This window comes from uncultured Nostoc sp., from assembly GCF_964245445.1.
In the GTDB taxonomy this organism is placed as follows: Bacteria; Cyanobacteriota; Cyanobacteriia; order Cyanobacteriales; family Nostocaceae; genus Nostoc.
This window is the reverse complement of the sequence record NZ_CAXTNE010000124.1, coordinates 1-22,276: the sequence shown is the minus strand read 5'-3', so window position 1 is coordinate 22,276 and position 22,276 is coordinate 1. Positions and strand designations below refer to the sequence as shown.

14 protein-coding genes and 2 pseudogenes are annotated in these 22,276 nt (G+C 42.3%); 7 read left to right on the top strand and 9 right to left on the bottom strand.

Going from position 1 to position 22,276, the window contains the following annotated elements; all coding sequences use genetic code 11:
• The 3 genes from ACFE90_RS20425 to ACFE90_RS20415 form a co-directional block, all read right to left on the bottom strand.
• Positions 1-4,415 (bottom strand): PAS domain-containing protein (locus ACFE90_RS20425; protein ID WP_375503708.1); only part of this gene is annotated, 4,415 nt, incomplete at its 3' end.
• Positions 4,416-4,767: 352 nt separating this feature from the next.
• Positions 4,768-5,775: an SPFH domain-containing protein gene (locus ACFE90_RS20420; RefSeq protein WP_375503706.1), complete on the bottom strand. Its 1,008-nt coding sequence runs from the start codon at positions 5,773-5,775 to the stop codon at positions 4,768-4,770.
• Positions 5,776-5,900: 125 nt separating this feature from the next.
• Positions 5,901-6,335, bottom strand: a complete 435-nt coding sequence (locus ACFE90_RS20415) for an NfeD family protein (protein WP_375503704.1) — start codon at positions 6,333-6,335, stop codon at positions 5,901-5,903.
• A 232-nt stretch (positions 6,336-6,567) separates the two neighbouring features.
• Here ACFE90_RS20415 and ACFE90_RS20410 point away from each other — a divergent pair, with 232 nt between their 5' ends.
• On the top strand, positions 6,568-8,601 hold the full coding sequence (locus ACFE90_RS20410; protein ID WP_375503702.1) for a protein phosphatase 2C domain-containing protein: 2,034 nt from the start codon (positions 6,568-6,570) through the stop codon (positions 8,599-8,601).
• 211 nt (positions 8,602-8,812) lie between these two features.
• Here ACFE90_RS20410 and ACFE90_RS20405 read toward each other — a convergent pair whose 3' ends face one another.
• Entirely contained in the window at positions 8,813-8,956 is a 144-nt protein-coding gene (locus tag ACFE90_RS20405) for a hypothetical protein (protein ID WP_375503700.1), read from the bottom strand.
• Positions 8,957-9,597: 641 nt separating this feature from the next.
• On the opposite strand from ACFE90_RS20405, the gene ACFE90_RS20400 reads away from it, so the two are divergent.
• Positions 9,598-9,783, top strand: coding sequence for a DUF2949 domain-containing protein (locus ACFE90_RS20400; RefSeq protein ID WP_229554896.1), 186 nt, complete (start codon positions 9,598-9,600; stop codon positions 9,781-9,783).
• A gap of 91 nt (positions 9,784-9,874) precedes the next feature.
• Entirely contained in the window at positions 9,875-11,743 is a 1,869-nt protein-coding gene (gene ftsH4 / locus ACFE90_RS20395; protein ID WP_375503698.1) for an ATP-dependent zinc metalloprotease FtsH4, read from the top strand.
• 107 nt (positions 11,744-11,850) lie between these two features.
• On the opposite strand, the gene moeB is transcribed toward ftsH4, so the two are convergent.
• Positions 11,851-13,026: a molybdopterin-synthase adenylyltransferase MoeB gene (gene moeB, locus ACFE90_RS20390; protein WP_375503696.1), complete on the bottom strand. Its 1,176-nt coding sequence runs from the start codon at positions 13,024-13,026 to the stop codon at positions 11,851-11,853.
• A 275-nt stretch (positions 13,027-13,301) separates the two neighbouring features.
• Here moeB and ACFE90_RS20385 point away from each other — a divergent pair, with 275 nt between their 5' ends.
• Positions 13,302-13,520, top strand: coding sequence for a hypothetical protein (locus ACFE90_RS20385; RefSeq protein ID WP_375503694.1), 219 nt, complete (start codon positions 13,302-13,304; stop codon positions 13,518-13,520).
• Between the two features lie 609 nt (positions 13,521-14,129).
• Here ACFE90_RS20385 and ACFE90_RS20380 read toward each other — a convergent pair.
• Positions 14,130-14,246, bottom strand: a pseudogene (locus tag ACFE90_RS20380) (ATP F0F1 synthase subunit C); the annotation flags it as partial.
• Positions 14,247-14,304: 58 nt separating this feature from the next.
• On the opposite strand from ACFE90_RS20380, the gene ACFE90_RS20375 reads away from it, so the two are divergent.
• Positions 14,305-14,490 (top strand): hypothetical protein, encoded by a 186-nt coding sequence (locus tag ACFE90_RS20375; protein ID WP_375503692.1) that lies wholly within the window; start codon positions 14,305-14,307, stop codon positions 14,488-14,490.
• Here ACFE90_RS20375 and ACFE90_RS20370 read toward each other — a convergent pair whose 3' ends face one another.
• Both ACFE90_RS20370 and ACFE90_RS20365 read right to left on the bottom strand, forming a co-directional pair.
• Positions 14,491-17,175, bottom strand: coding sequence for an ATP-binding protein (locus tag ACFE90_RS20370; RefSeq protein ID WP_375503690.1), 2,685 nt, complete (start codon positions 17,173-17,175; stop codon positions 14,491-14,493).
• Positions 17,176-17,575: 400 nt separating this feature from the next.
• Positions 17,576-18,934: a sensor histidine kinase gene (locus ACFE90_RS20365; protein ID WP_375503688.1), complete on the bottom strand. Its 1,359-nt coding sequence runs from the start codon at positions 18,932-18,934 to the stop codon at positions 17,576-17,578.
• Between the two features lie 367 nt (positions 18,935-19,301).
• Between ACFE90_RS20365 and ACFE90_RS20360 the strand changes: the two are divergent.
• Both ACFE90_RS20360 and ACFE90_RS20355 read left to right on the top strand, forming a co-directional pair.
• A pseudogene (locus ACFE90_RS20360) lies at positions 19,302-19,607 on the top strand (hypothetical protein); the annotation flags it as partial.
• Positions 19,608-19,720: 113 nt separating this feature from the next.
• The gene (locus ACFE90_RS20355) at positions 19,721-20,863 is read left to right on the top strand and encodes an S-layer homology domain-containing protein (RefSeq protein ID WP_375503686.1); all 1,143 of its coding nucleotides are present in this window, start codon (positions 19,721-19,723) and stop codon (positions 20,861-20,863) included.
• Between the two features lie 158 nt (positions 20,864-21,021).
• On the opposite strand, the gene ACFE90_RS20350 is transcribed toward ACFE90_RS20355, so the two are convergent.
• Positions 21,022-21,459, bottom strand: coding sequence for a CAAD domain-containing protein (locus ACFE90_RS20350; RefSeq protein WP_375503684.1), 438 nt, complete (start codon positions 21,457-21,459; stop codon positions 21,022-21,024).
• Positions 21,460-22,276: the final 817 nt, after the last annotated feature.

The following is a 22,276-nucleotide window of genomic DNA, read 5'->3' as shown; positions in this document are numbered from 1 at the left end:
TTGCTGGGGGAAATGACCCCAACATCGAGCCGTGGAGCAGAGCAGAACATGTTCTTACGTCCCCCACTTCTATTAAGTGGCTCAAGTGAAGGTGGGGTCGAATCCCAATTCTTTTCTATTCCCCTTGCTAAGAGCTCTCCTGCTTCTTCAATTCGCTCAGAGTCAGCTAGTATGCTACAAAAGATTTTTACAATCGGTGGAACTTCTCGGTGAAACTTCAGGGCATTGCTAATCAAATTTTGAAACAGTTGCAATAGCTGAGTGGCATCTCCATTGACAGTTGGTAATTCACCTACCTCAACTACGCCTCCCGTGCGTTGAATCTGCACCTGCAAGTTGGCGATCGCGTCATGCACCACTTGAGTTAAGTTTACTGGCACAAAGGGCTTGGCCTCTGTTGTGATTCGTGAAAGTGATAACAAATCGTCAATCAAAGCTTGCATTCGTTGCGTCGCTTTTTGAATGCGATCAATGTAATCTTGTCCGCGATTGTCCAGTGATGCTTGATATTTGGTTTGCAGCAGCGAGCAAAAGTTACGCACGGTGCGGAGAGGTTCTTTGAGGTCATGGGAGGCAACATGAGCAAAGGCTTGGAGTTCCTGATTACTGTATTGCAGTTTGAGCATCAGGTTTTGCAGTTCTTGTTCAGCATATTTGCGATCGCTAATGTCTTTGTGCGTTCCCGTCATTCGCAATGGTTTACCGTCTCGATCTCGAATCACGACTTTGCCATAATTACCAATCCATTTCCATTCGCCAGATTTGGTGCGAACGCGGTAATCAAAAGCGTAGGGTTGGGCAGCATCTTGGAGATGGGCGTTTAAGGTTTCCATCACCCAAGGCCGATCCTCTGGATGAATCAGGCTTCCCCAAATGCTAACATCCATTGCCAGATCGCCGACTTCATAGCCTAACATTGCTAACCACCGAGGGCTGACATAGATATATCCCGTGGTGATGTTCCAGTCCCATAAACCATCTCCAGACCCTGCAAGCGCCAGTTGCAATTGCTCCTCGCTCTGACGCAGAGATTCTTCGATCTGCTTGAGATTAGTAATATCAACTACTAGCCCATTACCAACGACTTGCTCACCTTCCAGCAATCGAGGGGATGTGCGAAAGTGAAACCACTTAAGTTTGTTGCTGGCAGTGCGAATGCGAACTTGAAAATCGAAAATTGACAGGTTACGCATGGAGGATTCGATGGCTTGCTGATAGCCTGCAATATCTTCCTCAACTATTTGGCTAAAGAGCAGATGGGGATTTTTGAGAATATCTTCTGCTTTGATCTCAGCTAGGTTTTCAATTCCACCACTCAAGTAAGAGAACCGACCATTGCCATCTGGTTCAGCAATATATTGATAGATCGCTCCATTAGGTAAATTGTCGCCAACCGATCGCAATAAGGCTTCTCGGTCTTGCAGGGCTTGTTCTACTCGTTTGCGTTCGTCTTCAGTGCGCTTGCGATCGGTAATATCGTGTTGCACTGCAACTACAACCGTCCCATGCTCTGGATGCTCGAACATAGAGGCGGTTGCCTGACACCAAAATGGCGTGCCATCTTTCTTGACGTTATGGACTTCGTAGGTGGCTTCACCTTGCGTTTGAATGCCAGTCATAATCGCACGGGTGACTTCAGCCGCATTGAGTTGATCATCCTGATAATTCAAAATATTAACCTGTTGACCGTTTAGCTCACCAGGCGCATAGCCAAACATGCTCTCAAACTTGGGATTAGTGTAAGCAATCACCCAATCGGCTATCCGCACCAGGCAAACCCCACCAGTCATATTTTTCAAGATGATACTTTGCAGTTTCAAGCGTTCTTCAGTTTGCTTGCGATCGCTAATATTAATTGCTACACCGCCAATCAAACATTCTTCTGTGGGAGATGAGATGGGAAATTTGTAGGAGAGAAAAGTTCCGATTGTACCATCTCTTAGCGGTGCGGTTTCAGTTGCCTCAATTGCCTGATTGGTGTTAGCAACGGTTTGAATGGTTTTAAGGTATTGTTGAGCAACTTCAGCTGGGTATAACTCGAATATGGTTTTGCCGATCACGGTTTCTGGCACTTGCAGAGTACGAAGGTAGGTTTGATTCAGGTAGAGAATGCGCCCGTTGCGATCGCTGATCCAGGAGAGGACAGGGCTATTGTTCATGAATGACTGAAATTGCGCCTCACTGTATCGCAAGGCTTCTTCTACCTGTTTACGGCGAATCACTAAACTTAGTTGCGCGGCGATTGCGCTGAGGTTTTCTATTTGCTGCTGATTTGCCGATGCTGCCTCAAATTTGAAAAAGACCAATACCGCTAACACTTGATTGTCTAGAATCAAGGGAACTCCAAGCCCAGCTTTGATGCCACTTTCTAAAACAATGTGGCGACGGAGAAAAACCGTTTCTGGTTCAGTGGAAACGTCTGTTCGCCATTCTGGTTGCTGAGAAGCCCAAACTCGACCAGGTAAACCAACTCCTAATGGAAATTTGTAGGTTTTCAATTGAGATAGTTGGGCAAATGTTTTTCCTTCAGGACGCTTACACCAAGTTGTTTGACATTCGAGTATATTTTCTTTTGGTTCGGGAAGCCACACCTCACCATAATCCCAGCCCTGAAATCTACCAACATGGTTCAGGACAAGTTCCAAGGCTGTGTTAATATCTTGAGCTGCTGCGATCGCCAAGGTGAGAGTTTGTAAAAGCTGGATTTGCTCGAATGCAATTGTTCGTTCTGCAATCAGAGCTTGCTTGACTGCAAATTCCAAAGCATACTGAATTGCAGCTGCTAGCGTTCCTGCCATTAATAACAAGGTGTTGGTGTCTTGGTCATCAAAGGCTTGGACTTGAGCGCCAAGCACTTTCAAAATGCCCAATGTTTTCTGGTCATATTGCAACGGCACTACGATCATTGAGCGCACCCCTATGCGTTTACAGGCTGCTTGATCGACACGAGGATCGACTTCTGTGTCGTCGCACCGGAGAATTTCACCTGTTTGCCAACAGCGCCCGGAGAGGCTACTGCTGATTTTCAGTCGCAATCCAATATAGGGAGCAGCAAGACCACTAGCAGCCTGGTAAACCATTTCATCGCCTTCAGCCAGTTCTATCGCTGCTCCATCTGCCTGTGTGAGTTGTTGCGATCGCTCTACAATCAGATTCATCACCTGAGACAGGTCTAGTCCAGCAGTTGCAATCTCAAACTGAGTTGCAATCAAGGCAGCTTGCCGATCCGCCTCTTGTTTTAAAGCAATTTCGGCTAACTTTCGGGCAAAAAGTTCGCGTTGCAGGCGATCGTTTGCTTGCCTCAGTTCAGTCGTTCGTTCGGCAACTTGCTGTTCTAGTAAAATGTTGGCTTGCTGTAACAGGGCTTCAGCTTGTCGGCGATCAGTGTTGTCTTCGACAACACCGATCGCCCGCACTGCCTTTTTATTCTCTTCGTAAATAAATTTTCCGGTTGAAGCCATCCAGCGAATCTCGTCATCAGCATGGACGATGCGAAAATCTCTTTTCCAATTACCTGAACCAGCCATTGTCGCTTGCAGCGCTTGACCCAAAGGCTCAACATCGTCAGGATGAACTAACTGAGCAAATGCCTCATAAGTCCCAGCAAAGCTGCCAGGTTCCAAGCCAAACAATTCTTCGCATTGAGCCGACCAAATTATAGTTTCGGTTTCAAGATTCCAATCCCAAGTTCCTAACTGAGCTGCTTCTACTGCCAAGGCTAGGCGGTCTTCACTCGCTTTCAATGCATGTTGATTCTCTTGAAGTGAGGTAGTTGAGGCAGCAAGCTGTTGGCGTGTTTTGTAGAAGCTAACCACTGTACTACTAGAGAGCAATGCAGTTAAAAAAATTCCAGCAATAACAATGAAGGTGGTCTGATTCGCTGCTATTTCAGATTGCTGAATTCGTTGTAATAATAGATTATGTTCTTCAGACTTCATCGTCATAATGATAGTCCGAATCCGATCCATGATTTGCTTGCCTTGGTTTGTTTGGACAATTCTCAGAGGCTTTTCGTAGCCTTCTTGCTTTCGCAAGGCGATGGTCTGCTCTAGTTCTGCCAATTTTTTAGCAACTAACGCTTTCAGTGTTGCAATGGCTTGCTGCTGCTTGAGATTGTCGCTTGTCAATTCAGCCAGCTGATTTAGCTGTTGTGGATATTGAGCGATCGCAAATTCAAAGGGTTCTAGATAAGAGTCTTGTCCGGTGAGCAGATAACCGCGTTGCCCTGTTTCAGCATCTTTTAGCGTTGACAGCACCACCTCAATCTGTCGCATCACCTCTTGAGTATGCTCAACTTGCCGCTTGGTATCTTTGTATGCAACCAAGCTGACGTAGGACAAGACGACAATACAAGCAAGAATACTAAAAGTTCCTGCTAGGCAAACTGTACTGCTTCGAGCTACTAACCACTTCATAGCAATAAGATTATGTTCAGATGATGACTTATTATTCCCGTAATTTATGCAAAAATAGAAAAACCTGCTCTCTGCCGCCTGCGCTCTTTATAATCAGTCTTTCACCGAACACGATTAAATGGCAACAACTCGATAATTTTTGCGATCGCCCACCAACAATTTTAAAACAGTATCCTCATCAATAAAATTTCAAATTAATTTAGTAGCGCGTAGGCACTTCCTATTTTTTGTTTTGATGTCAGATATCAAAACCTTTACTATTTGGAAATCCTACTTTTTTTGGCATTAGGAAAAGACCAAGAGACAAGAAAGAAACTTGTCCCCTTGTCCCCTCATCCCCCTTCTACCCCTTCTAACTAGCGCGGTTATTTTCTAATCCTGGTATTTGTTTAGAAAACAATTCGTTAGAGTTAACCTGACCATCTGAAACGACAGAACGTATGCCCTCTAAAGCAGCGGGAATGGAACGCGGATCTATAAAAATCACCTTGCTGCTATCGCTTCTACCAATTGTCGCGCCCATATCCAAATAGCCCAATGCAAACAGAACTTCCACTGCTTTATTGGCATTGGGATTAGTGTAGATTTTTTGGGCAATAACTTCTGCTGATTCTGCGATCGCTTGGGCTTTCAAAACCTGCTGCTGACGTTCAGCTTGAGCCTTCAAAACGATCGCCTTTTGTTCAGCTTCCGCTTGCAGAATTGTCGATTTTTGACGAGCTTCGGCATCCAATATTTGCGCCTCCGCTTTACCTCTAGCACTATTGACAGCAGCTTCGCGTTCACCCTCAGAAGTTAAAATTGCTGCCCGTTTGCGTCGTTCTGCCGACATTTGCAATTCCATCGATTCACGCACTGCCTGAGACGGAATAATATCTCGCAGTTCTACCCGTGTCACTTTCACACCCCAAGGATCGGTAGCAACATCCAAATCCTGTAATAAAAGTTCACTGATGTGGGAACGAGCAGTAAAGGTTTGATCCAACTCCAGTTGGCCCATTTCGGCGCGAATTTGAGTCAGCACCATATTTACCATTGCCGACTGGAGATTTTCTACCTTGTACCAGGCTTTTTCCATATCGACGATGCGCCAGTAAAACACTGCATCCACCTCAATGCCAACGTTGTCACGGGTGATGCACTGTTGGGGAGGAATATCTAAAACTTTTTCTCGGATAGTTTCTCGATAGACAACTCTATCTAGGAAAGGTATGACAAAGTTTAGTCCTGGTTCCAGTTTTTTGTTATAACTACCCAATCTTTCCACCAAAGCTTGATTGCCTTGATTGACGACTTTCACAGATCCCGCTACGGCAGAACCACCAAGGGCTAAAAATATTAGTAAAAAAAACTGTTCCATTTTAAATCTCCTAGTTTTAAATATGAAAGAGACAGTAGAGACTGGGGAGTGGGGGATGAAGGAGATAGATAGCTCCAAACTCTTGTACAGACGCGATTAATCGTGTCTCTCCCCCTCCCCATTAACTAAGAATTCAACAAATTTTCTGGTATCACAATCAAAGTAGTACCTTCTCTCCTAACCACATAAACTCTTTGATTGGGTAGTACGGTAAATTTGTCATCGTCACATCGTGCTTGCCAAGAATTTCCTTCATACAGCACCCGCCCTGTTTTCCCAGGCGGAATTTCTGTTAAAGTTTCAGCTATGACTGCATCCTGAATTTTTGATTTGCGTTGTCGCGGTTGCAAAAATCGACGAGAAAGCACGATTAGTAATGTGGAAAGTAATAGCCAAACTACAACTTGCAACCATACACTTCCCAAACCCACTCCAGACAGTAGCGCCACCACAAAAGCGCTAATTCCCATCATGAAGGCGACAAACGCCGATGGTAAGAACAGTTCCATTAAACATAGGACTGCTCCTGCCAGAAGCCAGATTAAAGTAAAACTTGGCATAGCGCCATCCTAAACTCTACATTGACGTAAATGCATTTCTACGATTAGATACAGCCAGACGTAAGTTATTTACAGAAAACCAAACTTGGTATTTTACCAATAATTTTGATTAATTTCAGTAACAAGATGTAGCTAGCGGTACACAAATTCAGTCTATTCTAGCCTTCAAATCTTTGCCAGCTAAACTTAATCGAAGTTCATTAGTTGATTTGTTTGTTAAATTTATACCTTTATGATTTCTACTCAACTGATAATTTATTGTATAAATCCACGCTGTAATAGCCCCATTAATCCTATTGGAGATAGTGTTTGTGCCACTTGTCAAACTCCTTTAGTTCACCGCTATCTTTGGGCTACTGGCTCATTGTCTGCCAAAATTTCACCAGGTACGAGGGTAGCACAGAGGTATGAGGTAATTAGTCCCCAGATTTGGCTGGATACTCAACCAGGGCTGTCGCCAGATGCACCTGAAGAATTGCCAATGGAAGTAATTCCTTACCTACGATTATATCAAGAGCGATTACATCTCCCCCAGGCTTATGGGTTTGCTAGTAATCTTGAGGGAGATACAACTGATATCCTCTTGTTAGAAAATGTCCCGATAGATGAGAGAGGAAATATCTATCCAACTATTGTTGAGGCATGGGAGCAAGCAACGGCAGTACGACAAGTTTATTGGCTGTGGCAAATTCTCCAACTTTGGACACCTTTATCAGAATTGGGACTTAGCCGCAGTTTACTAGTAGTAGACAATTTGAGAATCCAAGGTTGGTGTGTGCGACTGTTGGAACTTTACCAAACACCAGCAGATGAGAAACTGAGTTTACGAAATCTGGGAGAGTGTTGGCAGTTTTGGGTAGCGTCTGCCAAAGCATCAATAGCCAAAGGGTTACAGAACATAGTCCAGCAGATGTGTGATGAGGTTGAGTTAGAGACTATTAATATTCAACTCAATAATTTACTATTAGCATCTGCGGCAGAATTGCCGTTAGTTTTGAAGGTGGCAGGCTCTACAGATATTGGCCCAATTATGGCGCAAAATGAAGACGCTTGCTACCCAAATGCTTTGAGTGAATTAGATGAACCTTTATTGCCTCACTTGTCGATTGTTTGCGATGGCATTGGCGGACATGAAGGCGGGGAGGTTGCCAGTAAGTTGGCAGTGCAGTCTGTAAAGTTGCAAATTCGCGCTTTACTCAAGGAGGTTACAGAACAAACTGTACTTGTACCACCAGAGTTATTGCAGGAACAATTAGAAGCAAGCTTACGGGTGGTAAATAATCTGATTAGTGCCCGCAATAATGAACAAAAACGCCAAGGCAAAGAACGCATGGCTACAACCATTGTCATGGCACTGCAAGTTCCACAACGAGTACAGACGAGTACTGGCTGGCAATCAAATAATACCCATGAACTTTACTTGGCTAATGTTGGCGATAGCCGGGCTTATTGGATTACTCGCAATTATTGTCAGCTACTGACAATAGATGATGATGTGGCAACGCGGGAAGTACGCTATGCTAAAAGCTTGTATCGAAAAGCACTCTTGAGAGCAGATGCTAGTGCCTTAACTCAAGCATTAGGCACAAGAGATGCAGAATCTTTGCGTCTTAAAGTTCAGCGATTTATTGTAGAAGAAGATGGCATATTGCTACTTTGTTCTGATGGTTTAAGTGATAATAACTGGGTGGAACAATCTTGGCAGGATTATGCAATACCCGTGTTAAGAGGTGAACTGACAGTTGAAGATGCTGTCCGCAACTGGATTAACTTAGCAAACGAAAAAAATGGGCATGATAATACCTCGGTTGTTCTTACTTATTGCCGTGTCTCCCCAGAATACTTAGTACCTCTAACTCCAGCATTGCCAGAAGAGATTATAGAAGCAGAGATACAAGAGGAACAAGAGGAACAAGAGGAACAAGAGGAACAAGAAGAACTAGAAGAACTAGAAGAACTAGAAGAACTAGAAGAACCAATATCTTTTACAGAAAGTTCGCAAACTTTGCTAGATTTGGATTTAGATTTGGATCTAGATTTGGATCTTTCAGAGGAACCACCTCTAAACCCAGAAATTCCACCAACTTTAATTACAAAACCTAAGCAGGGTAAACGTTTGGTAATGCTGGGGGGAGTGTTGGCGTTGCTTGTGGGGGGTACAAGTCTGGGATTATTTGCTTGGTGGCAAATTAATCCTCAAGGATTCCAGCAAGTGTGTCGGCAACTTCCCCAAAGAATACAGCAAGTGTGTTCGGGTGGGAAATAGCGAGTGGGGAATAGCTGACAGTAATAACTACCGTAAGTTTTTCACCAATGTTTCAACGTTAGTTATCAATACGGTTCGGTTAAGGCAAGAGACGCGATAAATCGCCGTCTCTACAAAGGACTGATTATTGTAAAGACGGCGATAAATCGCGTCTTTGCAATCTAGGGCGTGTCATCAAAAAACCTTATCCGAACCGTATTGCGTTAGTTATCTAAGTCATGGCGGGAGCAGCTGCATAACTTATGGGAGCAGCTTCGCAACTTATGGGAGCAGCTTCGCAACTTATGGGAGCAGCTTCACAACTTATGGGAGCAGCTTCAGTAGCGATGTTGTTCAAGAGAATTTTTGCATTCACAGTGAGAGTTTAATACTCCAGGAAATTCATGGAGAAATCCGCTACAGTCTTTATCATTTCAGCTTCCGGGATTTCTAGAAAAGTAATTAATGATCGCTTCCTTCTCCACTCCACCCTTGTCTATGACTTACACTTTATGTTGATTTTGTCAACCATGTTACCATTGTTTACTGCTGCCACTCTCTCTGAGTCTGCCTTACACCAATGTTAAGAAAGATGTGACTAATGGATAGTTGCTCAGGAGAAAAATTAAGGGTCAATAAAGTTCAGTTAAGCCTTTTTTCTCTCCCCCTGCTTCCCCTGCTCCCTCTGCCTCCCCTGCCTTAACAGATAAATTTGCTTAACCCAAGCGTATTGGGGGTGAGGTGTTGTACTTAATTGAATCCGCGTTCCTAAAATTTTCTCATTTCGAGTGATGTTAACTGTTTGAGTACGGTAAACCGTATTTGCTCGTTAGTTCACAAAGATTAATTTAATTGTTAAGTTTAGTTACATAAATAAAAAAATTCTGCAACCATTGCTAGAGGAGAGAAATTATGAGAAGCGGTAGTATTGTTAACGATAAAAACGAACTGAACAAGCCTGGAGATTACATCACACAAGTTAACCTCTCTCAGAAATAAGGCTTATTTAACATTGCTATGAAAGCTACAGATCAATTGGTGCATTTTTTAAAGGAAGAGTTGGGTATTCCTGGTGGAGCAATTTCTCTTGCTTTGCGACATTGTGAGCAGACCCCCAACTTTCTGGCTATGACCCTCTGGCAGTATGGACTGGTAACACTGGATCAGTTAGCCCAAATTTTTGATTGGTTGGAAACAGTATAAGTTGCTGCTTCAACTATTTGGATGGTAAATAACGGACTTTCTGAGAAAGTCACATTTTCAACAGGTTTCATTTTAAGGATTAGTAACATCAATGCCAATTAAAGAACAGCCTAAGTCACCTCGTTTTCGGATCATTGCTAATATATTACTGGCAGTATCAGGGCTATTTTTGCTCTTAAATTTATTTTTGCCTGGTTTATTTGCCTCTGGCCCTACAGGTGTTCCCTATAGCTTATTTATACATCAAGTACAAGAAGGGGAAGTTAACCGCGTTTCTGTTGGTCAAAACCAGATCATCTACCAACTAAAAACAGAAAATGCCGAGCCGCCCCAGGTGTTTGCAACGACACCAATATTTGATTTAGAGTTACCCAAACTGCTAGAACAAAAGGGAGTTGAATTCGCTGCTACACCTCCACCCAAGAATACTTGGTTTACAACCCTTTTAAGTTGGGTGATTCCACCACTGATTTTTATTGGCATTTGGCAATTCTTTCTCGCCCGTGGTGCCGGTGGCGGTGGCCCTCAAGGTGTTCTCTCGATTGGTAAGAGCAAAGCTAAAGTTTACGTTGAAGGCGAATCAGCTAAAATCACTTTTGCAAACGTGGCTGGGGTAGAAGAAGCGAAAACTGAGTTAGTGGAAATTGTGGATTTCCTCAAGACTCCGGCACGATTTACGCAAATTGGCGCTAGGATTCCCAAAGGTGTGTTGTTGGTTGGGCCTCCAGGTACTGGTAAGACACTTTTAGCAAAAGCCGTAGCAGGAGAAGCAGGAGTTCCATTCTTCAGTATCTCTGGTTCGGAGTTTGTAGAATTGTTTGTTGGTGTAGGTTCTTCCAGAGTGCGGGATTTGTTTGAGCAGGCAAAGAAACAGGCTCCCTGTATTGTATTCATTGATGAATTGGATGCGATCGGTAAGTCTCGTAGCAGTAACGGCTTCTACGGTGGTAATGATGAGCGAGAACAGACGCTCAACCAGTTATTAACTGAGATGGACGGGTTTGCAGCTGGGGATGCAACAGTGATTGTATTAGCAGCTACCAACCGCCCCGAAGTACTAGACCCTGCATTGCTGCGTCCAGGCCGCTTTGACCGCCAAGTGTTGGTAGATCGTCCCGATTTATCTGATCGTGAAGCAATTCTCAAGATTCACGCTCAAAAGGTGAAACTAGGAGATGATGTGAATCTAAAAGCGATCGCTACTCGTACCCCTGGTTTTGCTGGCGCAGATTTGGCAAACTTGGTGAATGAAGCCGCATTATTAGCAGCCCGTAATCTGCGTGAAAGGGTTGCTCAAGAAGACTTTGCTGAAGCAATTGAGCGGGTAGTCGCCGGTTTAGAGAAGAAGAGTCGGGTGATGAACGAGACTGAGAAAAAGATTGTTGCATACCATGAAGTTGGTCACGCAATGGTCGGGGCGTTAACAACAGGAAACGGTCGCGTAGAAAAGATTTCGATTATTCCTCGTGGAATGGCAGCTTTGGGTTACACTCTGCAATTACCAACTGAAGACCGCTTTTTGCTGAATGAAACAGAACTGCGGGGTCAGATTGCCACTCTATTAGGTGGACGTTCCGCCGAAGAGGTTGTGTTTAACAGTATTACAACAGGTGCTTCCAACGATTTGCAACGAGCAACTGACTTGGCAGAACGGATGGTGACAACTTATGGTATGAGCAAAGTCTTAGGGCCACTAGCTTACCAACAAGGACAACAAGCAATGTTCTTAGGTAATGATGCTAGTAATCCCCGGCGGGCGGTGAGTGAAGACACAGCGAAAGCTATTGATATCGAAGTCAAGGAAATCGTGGAAACAGCCCACGAACAAGCCCTAGAGATTCTCAGACAGAATCGAGACTTGCTAGAAGCGATCGCTACTCAACTTTTAGAAACAGAGGTCATTGAAGGGGAAAAACTGCATAGTTTGCTAAATCAGGTTAAACCTGTAGCTAATTCGTAATACTTCGGCTACTAACGTAATTAAGAAAGTCAGATTTTAAATTCAGAGGTACGCAGAGAATAATCTTTGCGTACCTCTGCGTTAAACCTCTGCCTTACTTTGCATTTTTAATACTCTGGAACAGAAGGATCGATTTCTTTACTCCAAGCGGTAATTCCGCCTTTGAGATTTGTCCCAGCAATTCCGGCTTCTTTGAGAATAGCAAGGGCTTTTGCCGATCGCCCGCCCATCTTACAATGAGCAATTAAACGGTGACCGTTCAATATTTCCTTCACCTTCGCAACACCATTGCCATTTTCAATGTCTGGTAAGGGTATCAACACTGAACCAGGAATTTTAGCAATGTCGTACTCATTGGGGTTGCGGACATCTAGCAGTACAAAATCCTTCGCACCACTATCAAGCAACTCCTTCAAATCCTTAACAGTCATTTCTTGACTTTCCATCTGCTGTTTTGCCTCCTCTGCCTTAGCTTGTGGAATCCCGCAGAATTCTTCGTAGTCTATCAGCTTTTCAATCACTGGGCGAATCGGGTTCGGACGCAGTTTCAACTCCCGAAATTTCATATCCAAGGCGTTGTATAGTAGCAATCGCCCACTGAGAGTGTTGCCTTGTCCCAGAATGATTTTAACAGTTTCGGTTGCCTGGATCAAACCAATAATTCCTGGCAAAATTCCCAATACGCCACCTTCTGCACAAGAAGGAACCATTCCTGGTGGTGGTGGTTCTGGGAAAAGGTCACGATAATTTGGCCCACCTTGGTAGTTAAATACAGTAGCTTGTCCTTCAAAGCGTAAAATTGAACCGTAGACATTGGGCTTATTCAGCAATACGCAAGCGTCGTTAACTAGATATCTGGTGGGGAAGTTATCAGTACCATCTACAACGATATCGTAAGGTTGAAGAATTTCCAGGGCGTTTTCGGAAGTTAGGCGGGTTTCGTATAAATCAACCTGACAATAGGGATTAATTTCGTGAATGCGGTTTTTTGCCGATTCAATCTTAGGTTTACCTACCCAGGATGTACCGTGGATTACTTGGCGTTGTAAGTTGGAAGTATCGACAACATCGAAATCGACAATCCCGATACGTCCAATACCCGCTGCCGCCAGATATAAAAGTAGTGGTGAACCTAGTCCACCTGTACCGATACACTGGACACTAGCAGCTTTCAGGCGCTTTTGTCCTTCTAGTCCTACTTCCGGCAAAATCAAGTGTCGGGAGTAGCGTTCGTAATCGTCTTTGGTCAACTGGATTTCATCCAGATTAGGATTGAGCGACATACCATGTACCAATAGTTTCAAGGTTTAATCTAGTAATTTTAGTATTAAAATACTAATTTAGTTTTTGAACTGTTTTTTCATCTTATACCAATTTAAAATGAAGCTTAAAGACTTATTATTAAGGCTGCAAGGGGACAAAGAGCAGGGGGAGAAAGAATTTCCAGGTGTTTTGCACAAATGCAGGAAATTATAACTAATTAGCCGGACATGATATTATTCCTCTGCTTCAACCACCATCAGATCCTGAACTCAATCTGATTGAAAGACTTTGGCAGTTGCTCAAAAAACCACTCAAAAATCAACTTTTCTCTTCTTTACAAGCTTTACGTGATCGCATCCAAGAAATATTCGACCAACTTACATTTGAGCAGGTAATTTCTATCTCTTCTTATAATTTTATCCTAGAAGCTCTTTTCTATGCAGTTCATATTAAATTGGTATTAGAAAACGAGATTCTGCAAGCTACGGTTGTAAAAGAATTACTGACCAATTAACCAAGGCAATGATGAAACGAGAAGCAAATGCGGCTATTTTTTTAAGTTCTAGTCGTGAAGGTTTGGCACAGGAAATTGGTTATTGGGCCTGGGAAGTTGGAAGCAGGGACAGTGGGTAGCAACTACACGCGAAATGCTTAGTCTTGCTATCCAATTTTTTATTGTCAAGCAGCAATTATCGTCTTAGCCAACCTTTAACTTACAGGTAGACTGTGCTGTTATCGAAGCGCAGGTACAGCAAATTAAGTTTTTAATTTTTGTTCAGTCAAAACTAGAATTAACACTTGCTTAGGCTTGATTGCTATCACTAAATGCAATGCTAAATAAATCAGATTCTTCCAAATATTTCTGCAACTGTTCTAAATTACGATGTTGTAGAGCGACAAATTATTTAACCCAAACGGCAAATTCTTTGTCAACAATCCAAATTCTCCAACATCGCTTGTTCAAGCAATTTCTAAAGCTTTATATCAGAAACGCTAAAAATTAGATTCCTTTAAAGCAAAGCTTACAAGTTTGAAGAACTTGACTAATTATTTGTCGCTGCGGTCAAATTATTTGTCGCTCTACATTTGTATATCCTCAATTCCAGGGTTTTTGTATATCCTGAATTCCAGGAGCTGCACCCCTGCTAGGGTCAAGTGATGTTGTACCTGGCCCAACCGCAGCTAGACCAATAGCTAGAGCGGCAGCTAGAACTGAAGCGGCAGCAACTAATGGATCCATAATGCTCCTTTTACCTCAATAACGGAATTAGCACTTATATTCCTATACTTACAATTAGTTGTCAAGGACAGTTAAGACAGATAAGAAAAAATTCCTAATACCAATTCTCTATGAAGATCAATGGTATATTTTTTTACTTGAAAGTCTCTTCCTGTGGGAAAAGCTACTTCTCTACCTCTTCGGTTTTGGGATTAGCGATCGCACTTCATCATCTACAACCCCAGAAAAGCGATCGCCTTTGTAACTATTGCGATATTCTATCCCCAAAACCTTGTCCCGCCTTTTTCCACGGAAGTTTGACTGTAAAGCGACTACCTTTACCTAACTGACTTTCAGCATGGACAGTACCACTATGCAACTCAACAATTTTTTGCACCATTACTAATCCTAAACCAGTACCTGAAGAACCACCAATAGAAGAATTTTCAACTTGCACAAAAGGTTGAAATAATTGGAAAAGGTCATCGGAAAGCATACCAATACCCGTATCTACCACGCTGAAAAAGATATATTCATTTGTGGAATTTGGCTGGACTTCAATCCAAACTTTACCTCCTTCCTTAGTAAACTTGATAGCGTTAGTTAACAGGTTGATAATTACTTGGCGGATGCGGCGTTCATCGACTTGGATGGGTTCGAGTTCTTCAGGTATTTGTACACTCAGGTGGATATTTTTCTGCAAGGCTAAATATTTTACAAAACTAAGACTAGAATCACATAATCCTTGAATTGAAGTAGGAGCTAGTTGCAGTTTTATTTTGCTGGATTCGATATCGGTAAGTTCAAGGATCTGATTAATCAATTCTAGTAAATTCTTGCCACTAGATTCGAGGTTATTTAGGAACTGGCGCTGTTCTTCATTCACAGGACCGTACACTTGATCTTGAAGTGCTTCTGTGATTCCAAAAATGGAGCTTAAAGGATTTCTCAGTTGATAGCTGATGTTTCCTAAAAAAGTGCTTTTAGCACGATTTGCAATTTCGGCAGCTTCTTTAGCCTCATGTAGAGCGGATTCTGCCCGTTTGCGATCGCATATTTCTAAAGTTAGTGTGACAAATTCAGCTATTGAGCTAACAAAGTTTTGCTCACTCAGTTCCCATGTCCGAGGAATATCAATCTGTTCATACAATACTGTTCCCACAACTTTGCCCCCAACCCAGATCGAGGTATTAATTAGGGATACAATATTCTTTGCCTCTAGCAGTTCATCCCATAATTCTTGTATTCGTAGATCGGTGCGAGTGTCGGTGACGGCAATGATCCGGGCAGATGTCAGGGATTTAAAGTAGATGGGATAATCTGCAAGATTGCGTTCTAAACCTGCCGAATGTCTCTGATTGCTACGTTCATAGAGACTTATACATTGTAGTTTGGTGTGTTGGCGCACCCCACCGTCGGCATCGTTATTGAATAACCACACACTAACTCTTTCTATTTCTAAAGCATTTGCTGCTTTTTCAGTAATAACTTTGAATGCTGTTTCCAGCTTTCCTTCTGAAATCGCCCTGTGATTTGCCAGTTCTGCTAACACCTGATGATGCTTTTCCAGTTTTTGCTCACTGTTAATCCGTACTTGAATCTCTTGCTGTAATTCTTGAGTTCGCTGCTTAACTTGCAAATCTAACTCTTCATTTTTGGTTATCTGTGCAGTAAAGGTTTTCCGTAACTGCTGTATCATCTCATTAAAAGATTCACCCAGCACCTCTAGTTCTTTAATGCCCTTTACTATCACTATTGAGTCTTCGCCATTAGTAAAATCGGCTAAATCTTTTGTCGCCGTGCTGAAGTCCAAAATTGGCTGAGTTATCCAACGACCGGTGATAATCCCCAGTAAAGTAGCTAATCCCAATGCTCCCAGACAGAGAAAAATTGTAGTTTGAATGTTGCGATCAATTTGTCCCATAAAGTCTGCTTCTGGAACAGCCACTACTATTAACCAATTGACATTTAGTTCACCCTCTAAGGGTCTAATTTCTAAAAATTGTCGTTTGCCGTCAAAAAAGAAATCTAGTTGCTGTAAACTTTGAATCTGGTCAAAGTTACTAAATTTAGTTGCTAAATATTTAGCGCTTGTTTGAGTCAAAGAATTCCCACTTTGGGAAGCTGGCAACCTAATGGGTTTACCATTTTGTAAACGGAATGGTTTTTCGGTTGTGGAACTTGCGACTAATAGCCCTGATCGCTCGATAATAAAAACTTGCCCAGACTTGCCAACTTTAATATTTTGCAGCAAATCTCCAATTTGTGATATATGAGTTAGAGTGCTGTTGACACCGAGTAACTGACCTTGGGAGTTATATATAGGAAGAGAAGCACTAATCAGAAGTGTTGGTTCGGTCAGGGGTGTAAAAATCTCACTAAAGCTGAATTTTTTGGCGGTAACTGCTGCTTGATAATCAGGACGCGATCGCGCATCATAGTTTTTGATCACCTCTGGAAGTTGGGTACGTTGACCAAGAGAGTCAATTTTGTAAGTGTAGAGGTCGTACCCAGTTGATTTGTCGGCTTTTCTGAGTAAAAATTGGCGATCATTGAGCTTTTCCACTGCTAAGTGTTCTTGCTGTTCATTGCTTGCCGTTAAAGCTATGGCATCAGGAAAAATCTCTAACTGCTTTATTAAGTATGACTCCCAGGTTGCCAAATTTTCCATCTTCAGCAACTTGATGTCAATGATATTTTGATTACCGCGCAGTTCTTGAGGCAAAGTTGAGAAATAAGTCTGTAAATTCTGCTCTACTCGATTAGCGACTTCATAACGCAATTCGCTAGCTACTTCATTAACTGCCTTTTGCCCATTGTGAATCGATAAATATCCAGTTAATCCCACAGCTAGCAAGATTTGCAGCAAAAACAACGCTACCAAAATGCGACGTAAGGATACGCCTTTAAACAGAAAAAAAACACCACTTTGCCCAGTATTTTTGTTCATCTGCCCACTCCCCCTGCCTGTCCTGTAATACTAAGTACAACACCTCGACTTTGCTGTTCTGTGGGCTTATACATAGTTTATACTCGGTCGGGTCAAGAGCCAATATAGCACTTATGGTAAAACAACAAAACGTTAGTTAACTGCACCGATAGATTTTACCAGTCAAATATTGCGATCTTCAAAAGAACTAGTACGCCACGGCGTAAATAGAGCAACCATTGAAAATCCCTAAAGAGCTTATTCCATAATACTTTTGAATGCGTGACTTTTGACTTTTGACTTCAGCCTTGTGGTACTTTGCAAAGCGGAAGTTAGCCCCTTCCCCGAACGCGAATTTATGTTGAGCGGAGTCGAAATACAGCATCTTCAAGAGTTGGGGCTGACTTTTGCAAGACTCTAATCAAACTAAAGGCAATAAAATTTCAAATTTTGTACCTATACCAGCCTGTGAATGGAAACTTAATTTCCCACCATGTCTCACTGTTATAATTCGATAACTTACTGCTAAACTAGTATTTTTACTATTCTTCGTTTCAATAGAAAATGACTCGATAATTTGCTGTTGCAATTCTTGAGACATTCCAGGGCCATTGTCAGAAATGCGAATTAATATCCAGCGAGAATCTGGTGCATTTGGTTTGTTTGCTTCCTGGGAAATTACTTCTGTAGTAATCTCAATTCGGGGTTTTTGAAGAGTTTTTGTATCTTCTCTATTCAACTGCTGTCGCACTGCTTCATTGAGTAAAGTATCCACAACTTCGCTGAGAATATTCATCAAAACCTGGTTTAACTGCCCCATAAAGCAATACAGTGGAGGTAATTGACCGTAATATTTTACAATTTCAATTTCTCCTTGAAGACGACTATTAATTAATAAAATAATACTATCAATACAAGCGTGTAAATCCACTGGTTTGGGATAAAGTTCATCGATATGACAAAAGTTTTGTAAACTGGTGACAAGTTTTTTTAATCTTTCCGCTCCAGTGCGGATACTAGCAAGCGATCGCGACAAATCTTGTTCTAAAAAATCAAATTCAATCTCTTCTTTAATATCATTAATTGCCTGAGAAGCTAATGGTAACTCTTTTTCATAAGCAGCTATCAGCTTGAGCAAATCTTGGCTGTAGCTTGAAACGTAAGTTATATTACCCCAAATAAAACCCACTGGGTCTAAAATTTCGTGCGCTACACCGTCTACCAAACGTCCCAAATTTGCCATTTTATCATTTTGAATCATTTGGGCTTGGCTGCGTTCATATCGTACCAGATTGTCGATTCCTCGAATTTGCCAAGAAATAATGTTCAATTCTTGGACATCTAACAATCTATAAGCACCAGATTCTGTTTGTACTACAATTGGTTCTGCTAATAATTCTGGCGATCGCTTTAAACTAAGTTGCATCGCAGTTAAAATCGATGTTGTATCAACAAGCAGCAACATTGGTATCCGCATATAGCTGTAGAGAACGGCTAATGGCTGCTGAACAAATAATTCTTGTCCGAATGGGCGAATCAAAAATTCCAGCAGTCGCCGCCGCGAAATCATTCCAAGGAACTTTCCCTGTTCTACCAAAATTACTCCTGGTAGCTGGGGGTATTTTTCCAAAAAACTAGCCACTTCCATACCAGTGTGATTGATTTCCACTGGGAAGTTGTACATTGGTAGTTCTTGGAGGGTTGAATTTAAATCAAGATCGCGATCGCTACCAAGAGACACAAATGGCGGTGAGATTTGGCAACTGAATTCTTCTGACACTATACACCCTGATTTTTACAAATATTAGGTAAACGATAAGTTAATATTTTACATTTTGTCACCCTCTAAATCCGATTTCGATTTCGGTTTCGGTATCTAGTAGGACTAGCCCTTTCAAGGTGAAAGGTGAAAATTGTTCTAAGTATCTTGCACTAAACGATTGTAAACAATAGATGTGCGATTTCTAATCTGGGTAGAGAATATTTAGAGAGCGATCGCAAGCTACACTAAAAACAACCTTTACAAAAAGTGCAAAGGTAGCATTATGACCTCTGCAACCAATCCATCCACCGCCCTCACTCCTTTCCCCGACCATACCCAGCTTCCTGAGTTTGATGGCACGTTCGTGTTCGCAAAGCGTGCCGAAGCAAATGAACGAGGACATTATCCCATAGGCCCCTTAGAAGTTGAATTAGGTTTATGGCTAGGAGTTTATCAGAATGTGGAATTACCCTGGTTGCGTTGGTGGGATTTACAAGGTAATTTGTTGTTGAGTGGCGATGAAAGGGCTGAACAAGAACGCCAAAGGGCTGAACAGGAATCCCAAAGAGCCGATCGCCTAGCTGCCCAATTGCGTAGACGCAAAGCGGTAAGCCAGCGCGGTCTTGGGGGTCTCCCCCATGAGCGACTGGCGCACCCGGAGGGCTTGTCGTTAGACATCGCTCGGCGTTGAACCAGAAGCCTAATATTTTTCTATGAATTACAAATTACAAATTACGAATTACGAATTAAATTTGTGGCTTAATTTGTTTAGATACAAATTTTACTCCTACCAGGGTAATCACGATGACAAATAGACCTCCTTCTGAACCGGAGTCATCCAAAAAAACTGCCCTTGGCTTTGATGAATTTATAGCCATACTGGTTGCCTTCGCCACTATCGGAGCGATTCTTTTTTGGTCATTGTCCCGCAGGGATTCTAGCTGGAACTTAAACGGGTTGCTCTCGCCTTCCTCTACTCCGTCTAGAAGTGTTCAACCAAATCAAGTATTGCCCTTCCCTACTCCCAAGGTAGAACCAAATGCAGCCCCCAACAACGTTTTGCCGTCATCTCCACCTGAGGCTGTTGTTGAACCCAAGACACCTCCATTCCCAACTAACAGCGCAACTTTTTCCCGCGCTGTGTTACCATCTGCTCAGGTAATCCCAACTCAATCCCCACAACCACAGACACCTGTATCCTCTTCAGCAGAGCTTGAGTCATCAGCCTTGCCTTTAGTAACTCCGGCAAAACAAAAATCTATTATTCCACCACCAATTGCATTTAACGATGTGCCCAATAACTTTTGGGGTCGGCGTTTTATAGATGTTCTTTCTTCCCGTGGTATTCTCAAGGGGTTTCCTGATTATTCTTTTAGACCAAATCAGGCTGTAAACCGTGCTGAATTTGCTGCTATCCTGCAAAAAGCCTTTGAGCAAGAACCCTCTAAGGCTGCGATCGCATTTCAAGATGTACCAGGAAAATTTTGGGCTACTTCAGCAATTGACCAAGCCATCAGTGCCGGATTTCTCAAAGGCTACCCGAAAAAAACCTTCAAACCACAACAAAATATTACGCGAGTGCAAGTTTTAGTTGCCCTTGTTAGTGGATTGAATTTAAAAGCACCCACTTCCCAAAATCAGATTTTAAGTGTCTATAAAGATGCTAAAAATATTCCAACCTATGCTACTAGCAAAATAGCTGCTGCTACAGCCAATAGTCTGGTAGTTAACTATCCAAATCCACAAATCCTTGCTCCCAATAAAGTTGCTACTAGGGCTGAAGTGGCGGCGATGATTCATCAAGCTTTAGTAAAACGGGGCAACTTGGAGGGAATTTCATCTCAAAACATAGTGCGTAGGCGTAGCCCATCGCAGGCATCGGGTAGCGTGTCTCCAAAATTCTCGCCCACTCCAAGACAGAACCTAAAAAGTTCAAGTCAGAGATAGGTTCATCGAACTTAGGTTAAACCGAAGGTCAGAGGAAGCGATCTCTAGAAGTCTGATCGCCGATTTCTGGCGATCAGACTCAGTGATTTACAATTAGAGCTTACTTCTACACAGGAGTAAACTACGCATAGCGTCTCATCGAGAAGCGATAATCACTATTAAGCTTCTGGGATTTGTTGACCAACCACTTGTGATTTAAGAGTGGTGATTTCTGTAGTCAACTCTTTCCTGGTTGAGGCTTTGAGTAAATAGCGGTAAACAAACCAAGCAGAGTAACCAATACCGATCAACTCAAAAGTAGGTGCTACCAAAGGGATATCATTCAAAGCATCTAATACTGCCAAGAGTACTTTAACCCCAACAATTGATCCCACAATTAAACCAACAGTGATCAGGGGTTGCTTATATTGATTGAAGAAGCTTCCCAGATATTCTGGCAATGTAGCTAAAAAGCTAGAAATTTGCTCACCATATTTTTGCCATTCATCTTGAGACTGTGCGGGAGGCTGGAGTTTGGTGATGGTTCCTGTTTGGCTGTTGATCTCTGCCACTGTAGTCTCTTTGGATGCGGTTTCGGTAAATTCTTGTTCTGGCATTTTCACTCCTATAAATTTGACAGTTGAATTTTTCTAATCTGGATAATTACAACCAAAAGGCTGTTGATTAGGTAATGCACAAGTGCATTAGCACAATTGCCTAAAAGGCACAAAAGGGTTTTAGTGTCCTATAACTATAATTGCCCCGTAATATCTACTGCATCAACTACAAGGTAGACACTCAGGATGAGGATAGAACTAAGAAGGCAGCAGGATGTATTCTGATCGGCTTTCTGAGTTCTTTTGTTGAATAAAGTGGAATCCTCAGGTTGTGATTATCCCATTCCGTGTCATTCGCTCATAATCGTACTAAATTTAAGTACAAATCTGGCAAAAATCAGCCCACCTCTAATTTATATAAGCCTAAAACCCGATTTTAGCCGATATTAAAGCTATCTTAAGCCGCATTCGTCAATTAACGCATTCGTATTGATATTAATACGTAATAAAATTTTTTTTGTGTTCACATAGACTAGACTTTTAAGCTATTTTATGATATTACTGCCTTGGAAATGAGGGAGCAGGGAGCAGGGAGCAAAAAAGAAGAGTTTTCCCCTCTGCCTCTTTTCAATGCCCAATGCCCCATGCTCAACGAATGTCAAAGCTTTTGTTTTTTTCCTGATTGTATTAATTTTATAAGGAAGCAGTTAAGGTAGAGGAGTGGCACACCTGATGGCAATAACTCATTGTTATCAACCGCATATTGAGGAAAGGGTTGTGATAAGGAGAAGACAGTCTCAGATAGGTCTTTAGTGCAGGGAATTAGGGAACTCCAAAAAATAAATTATCCAATTTCTGGACTTCACTAGGACTTTTC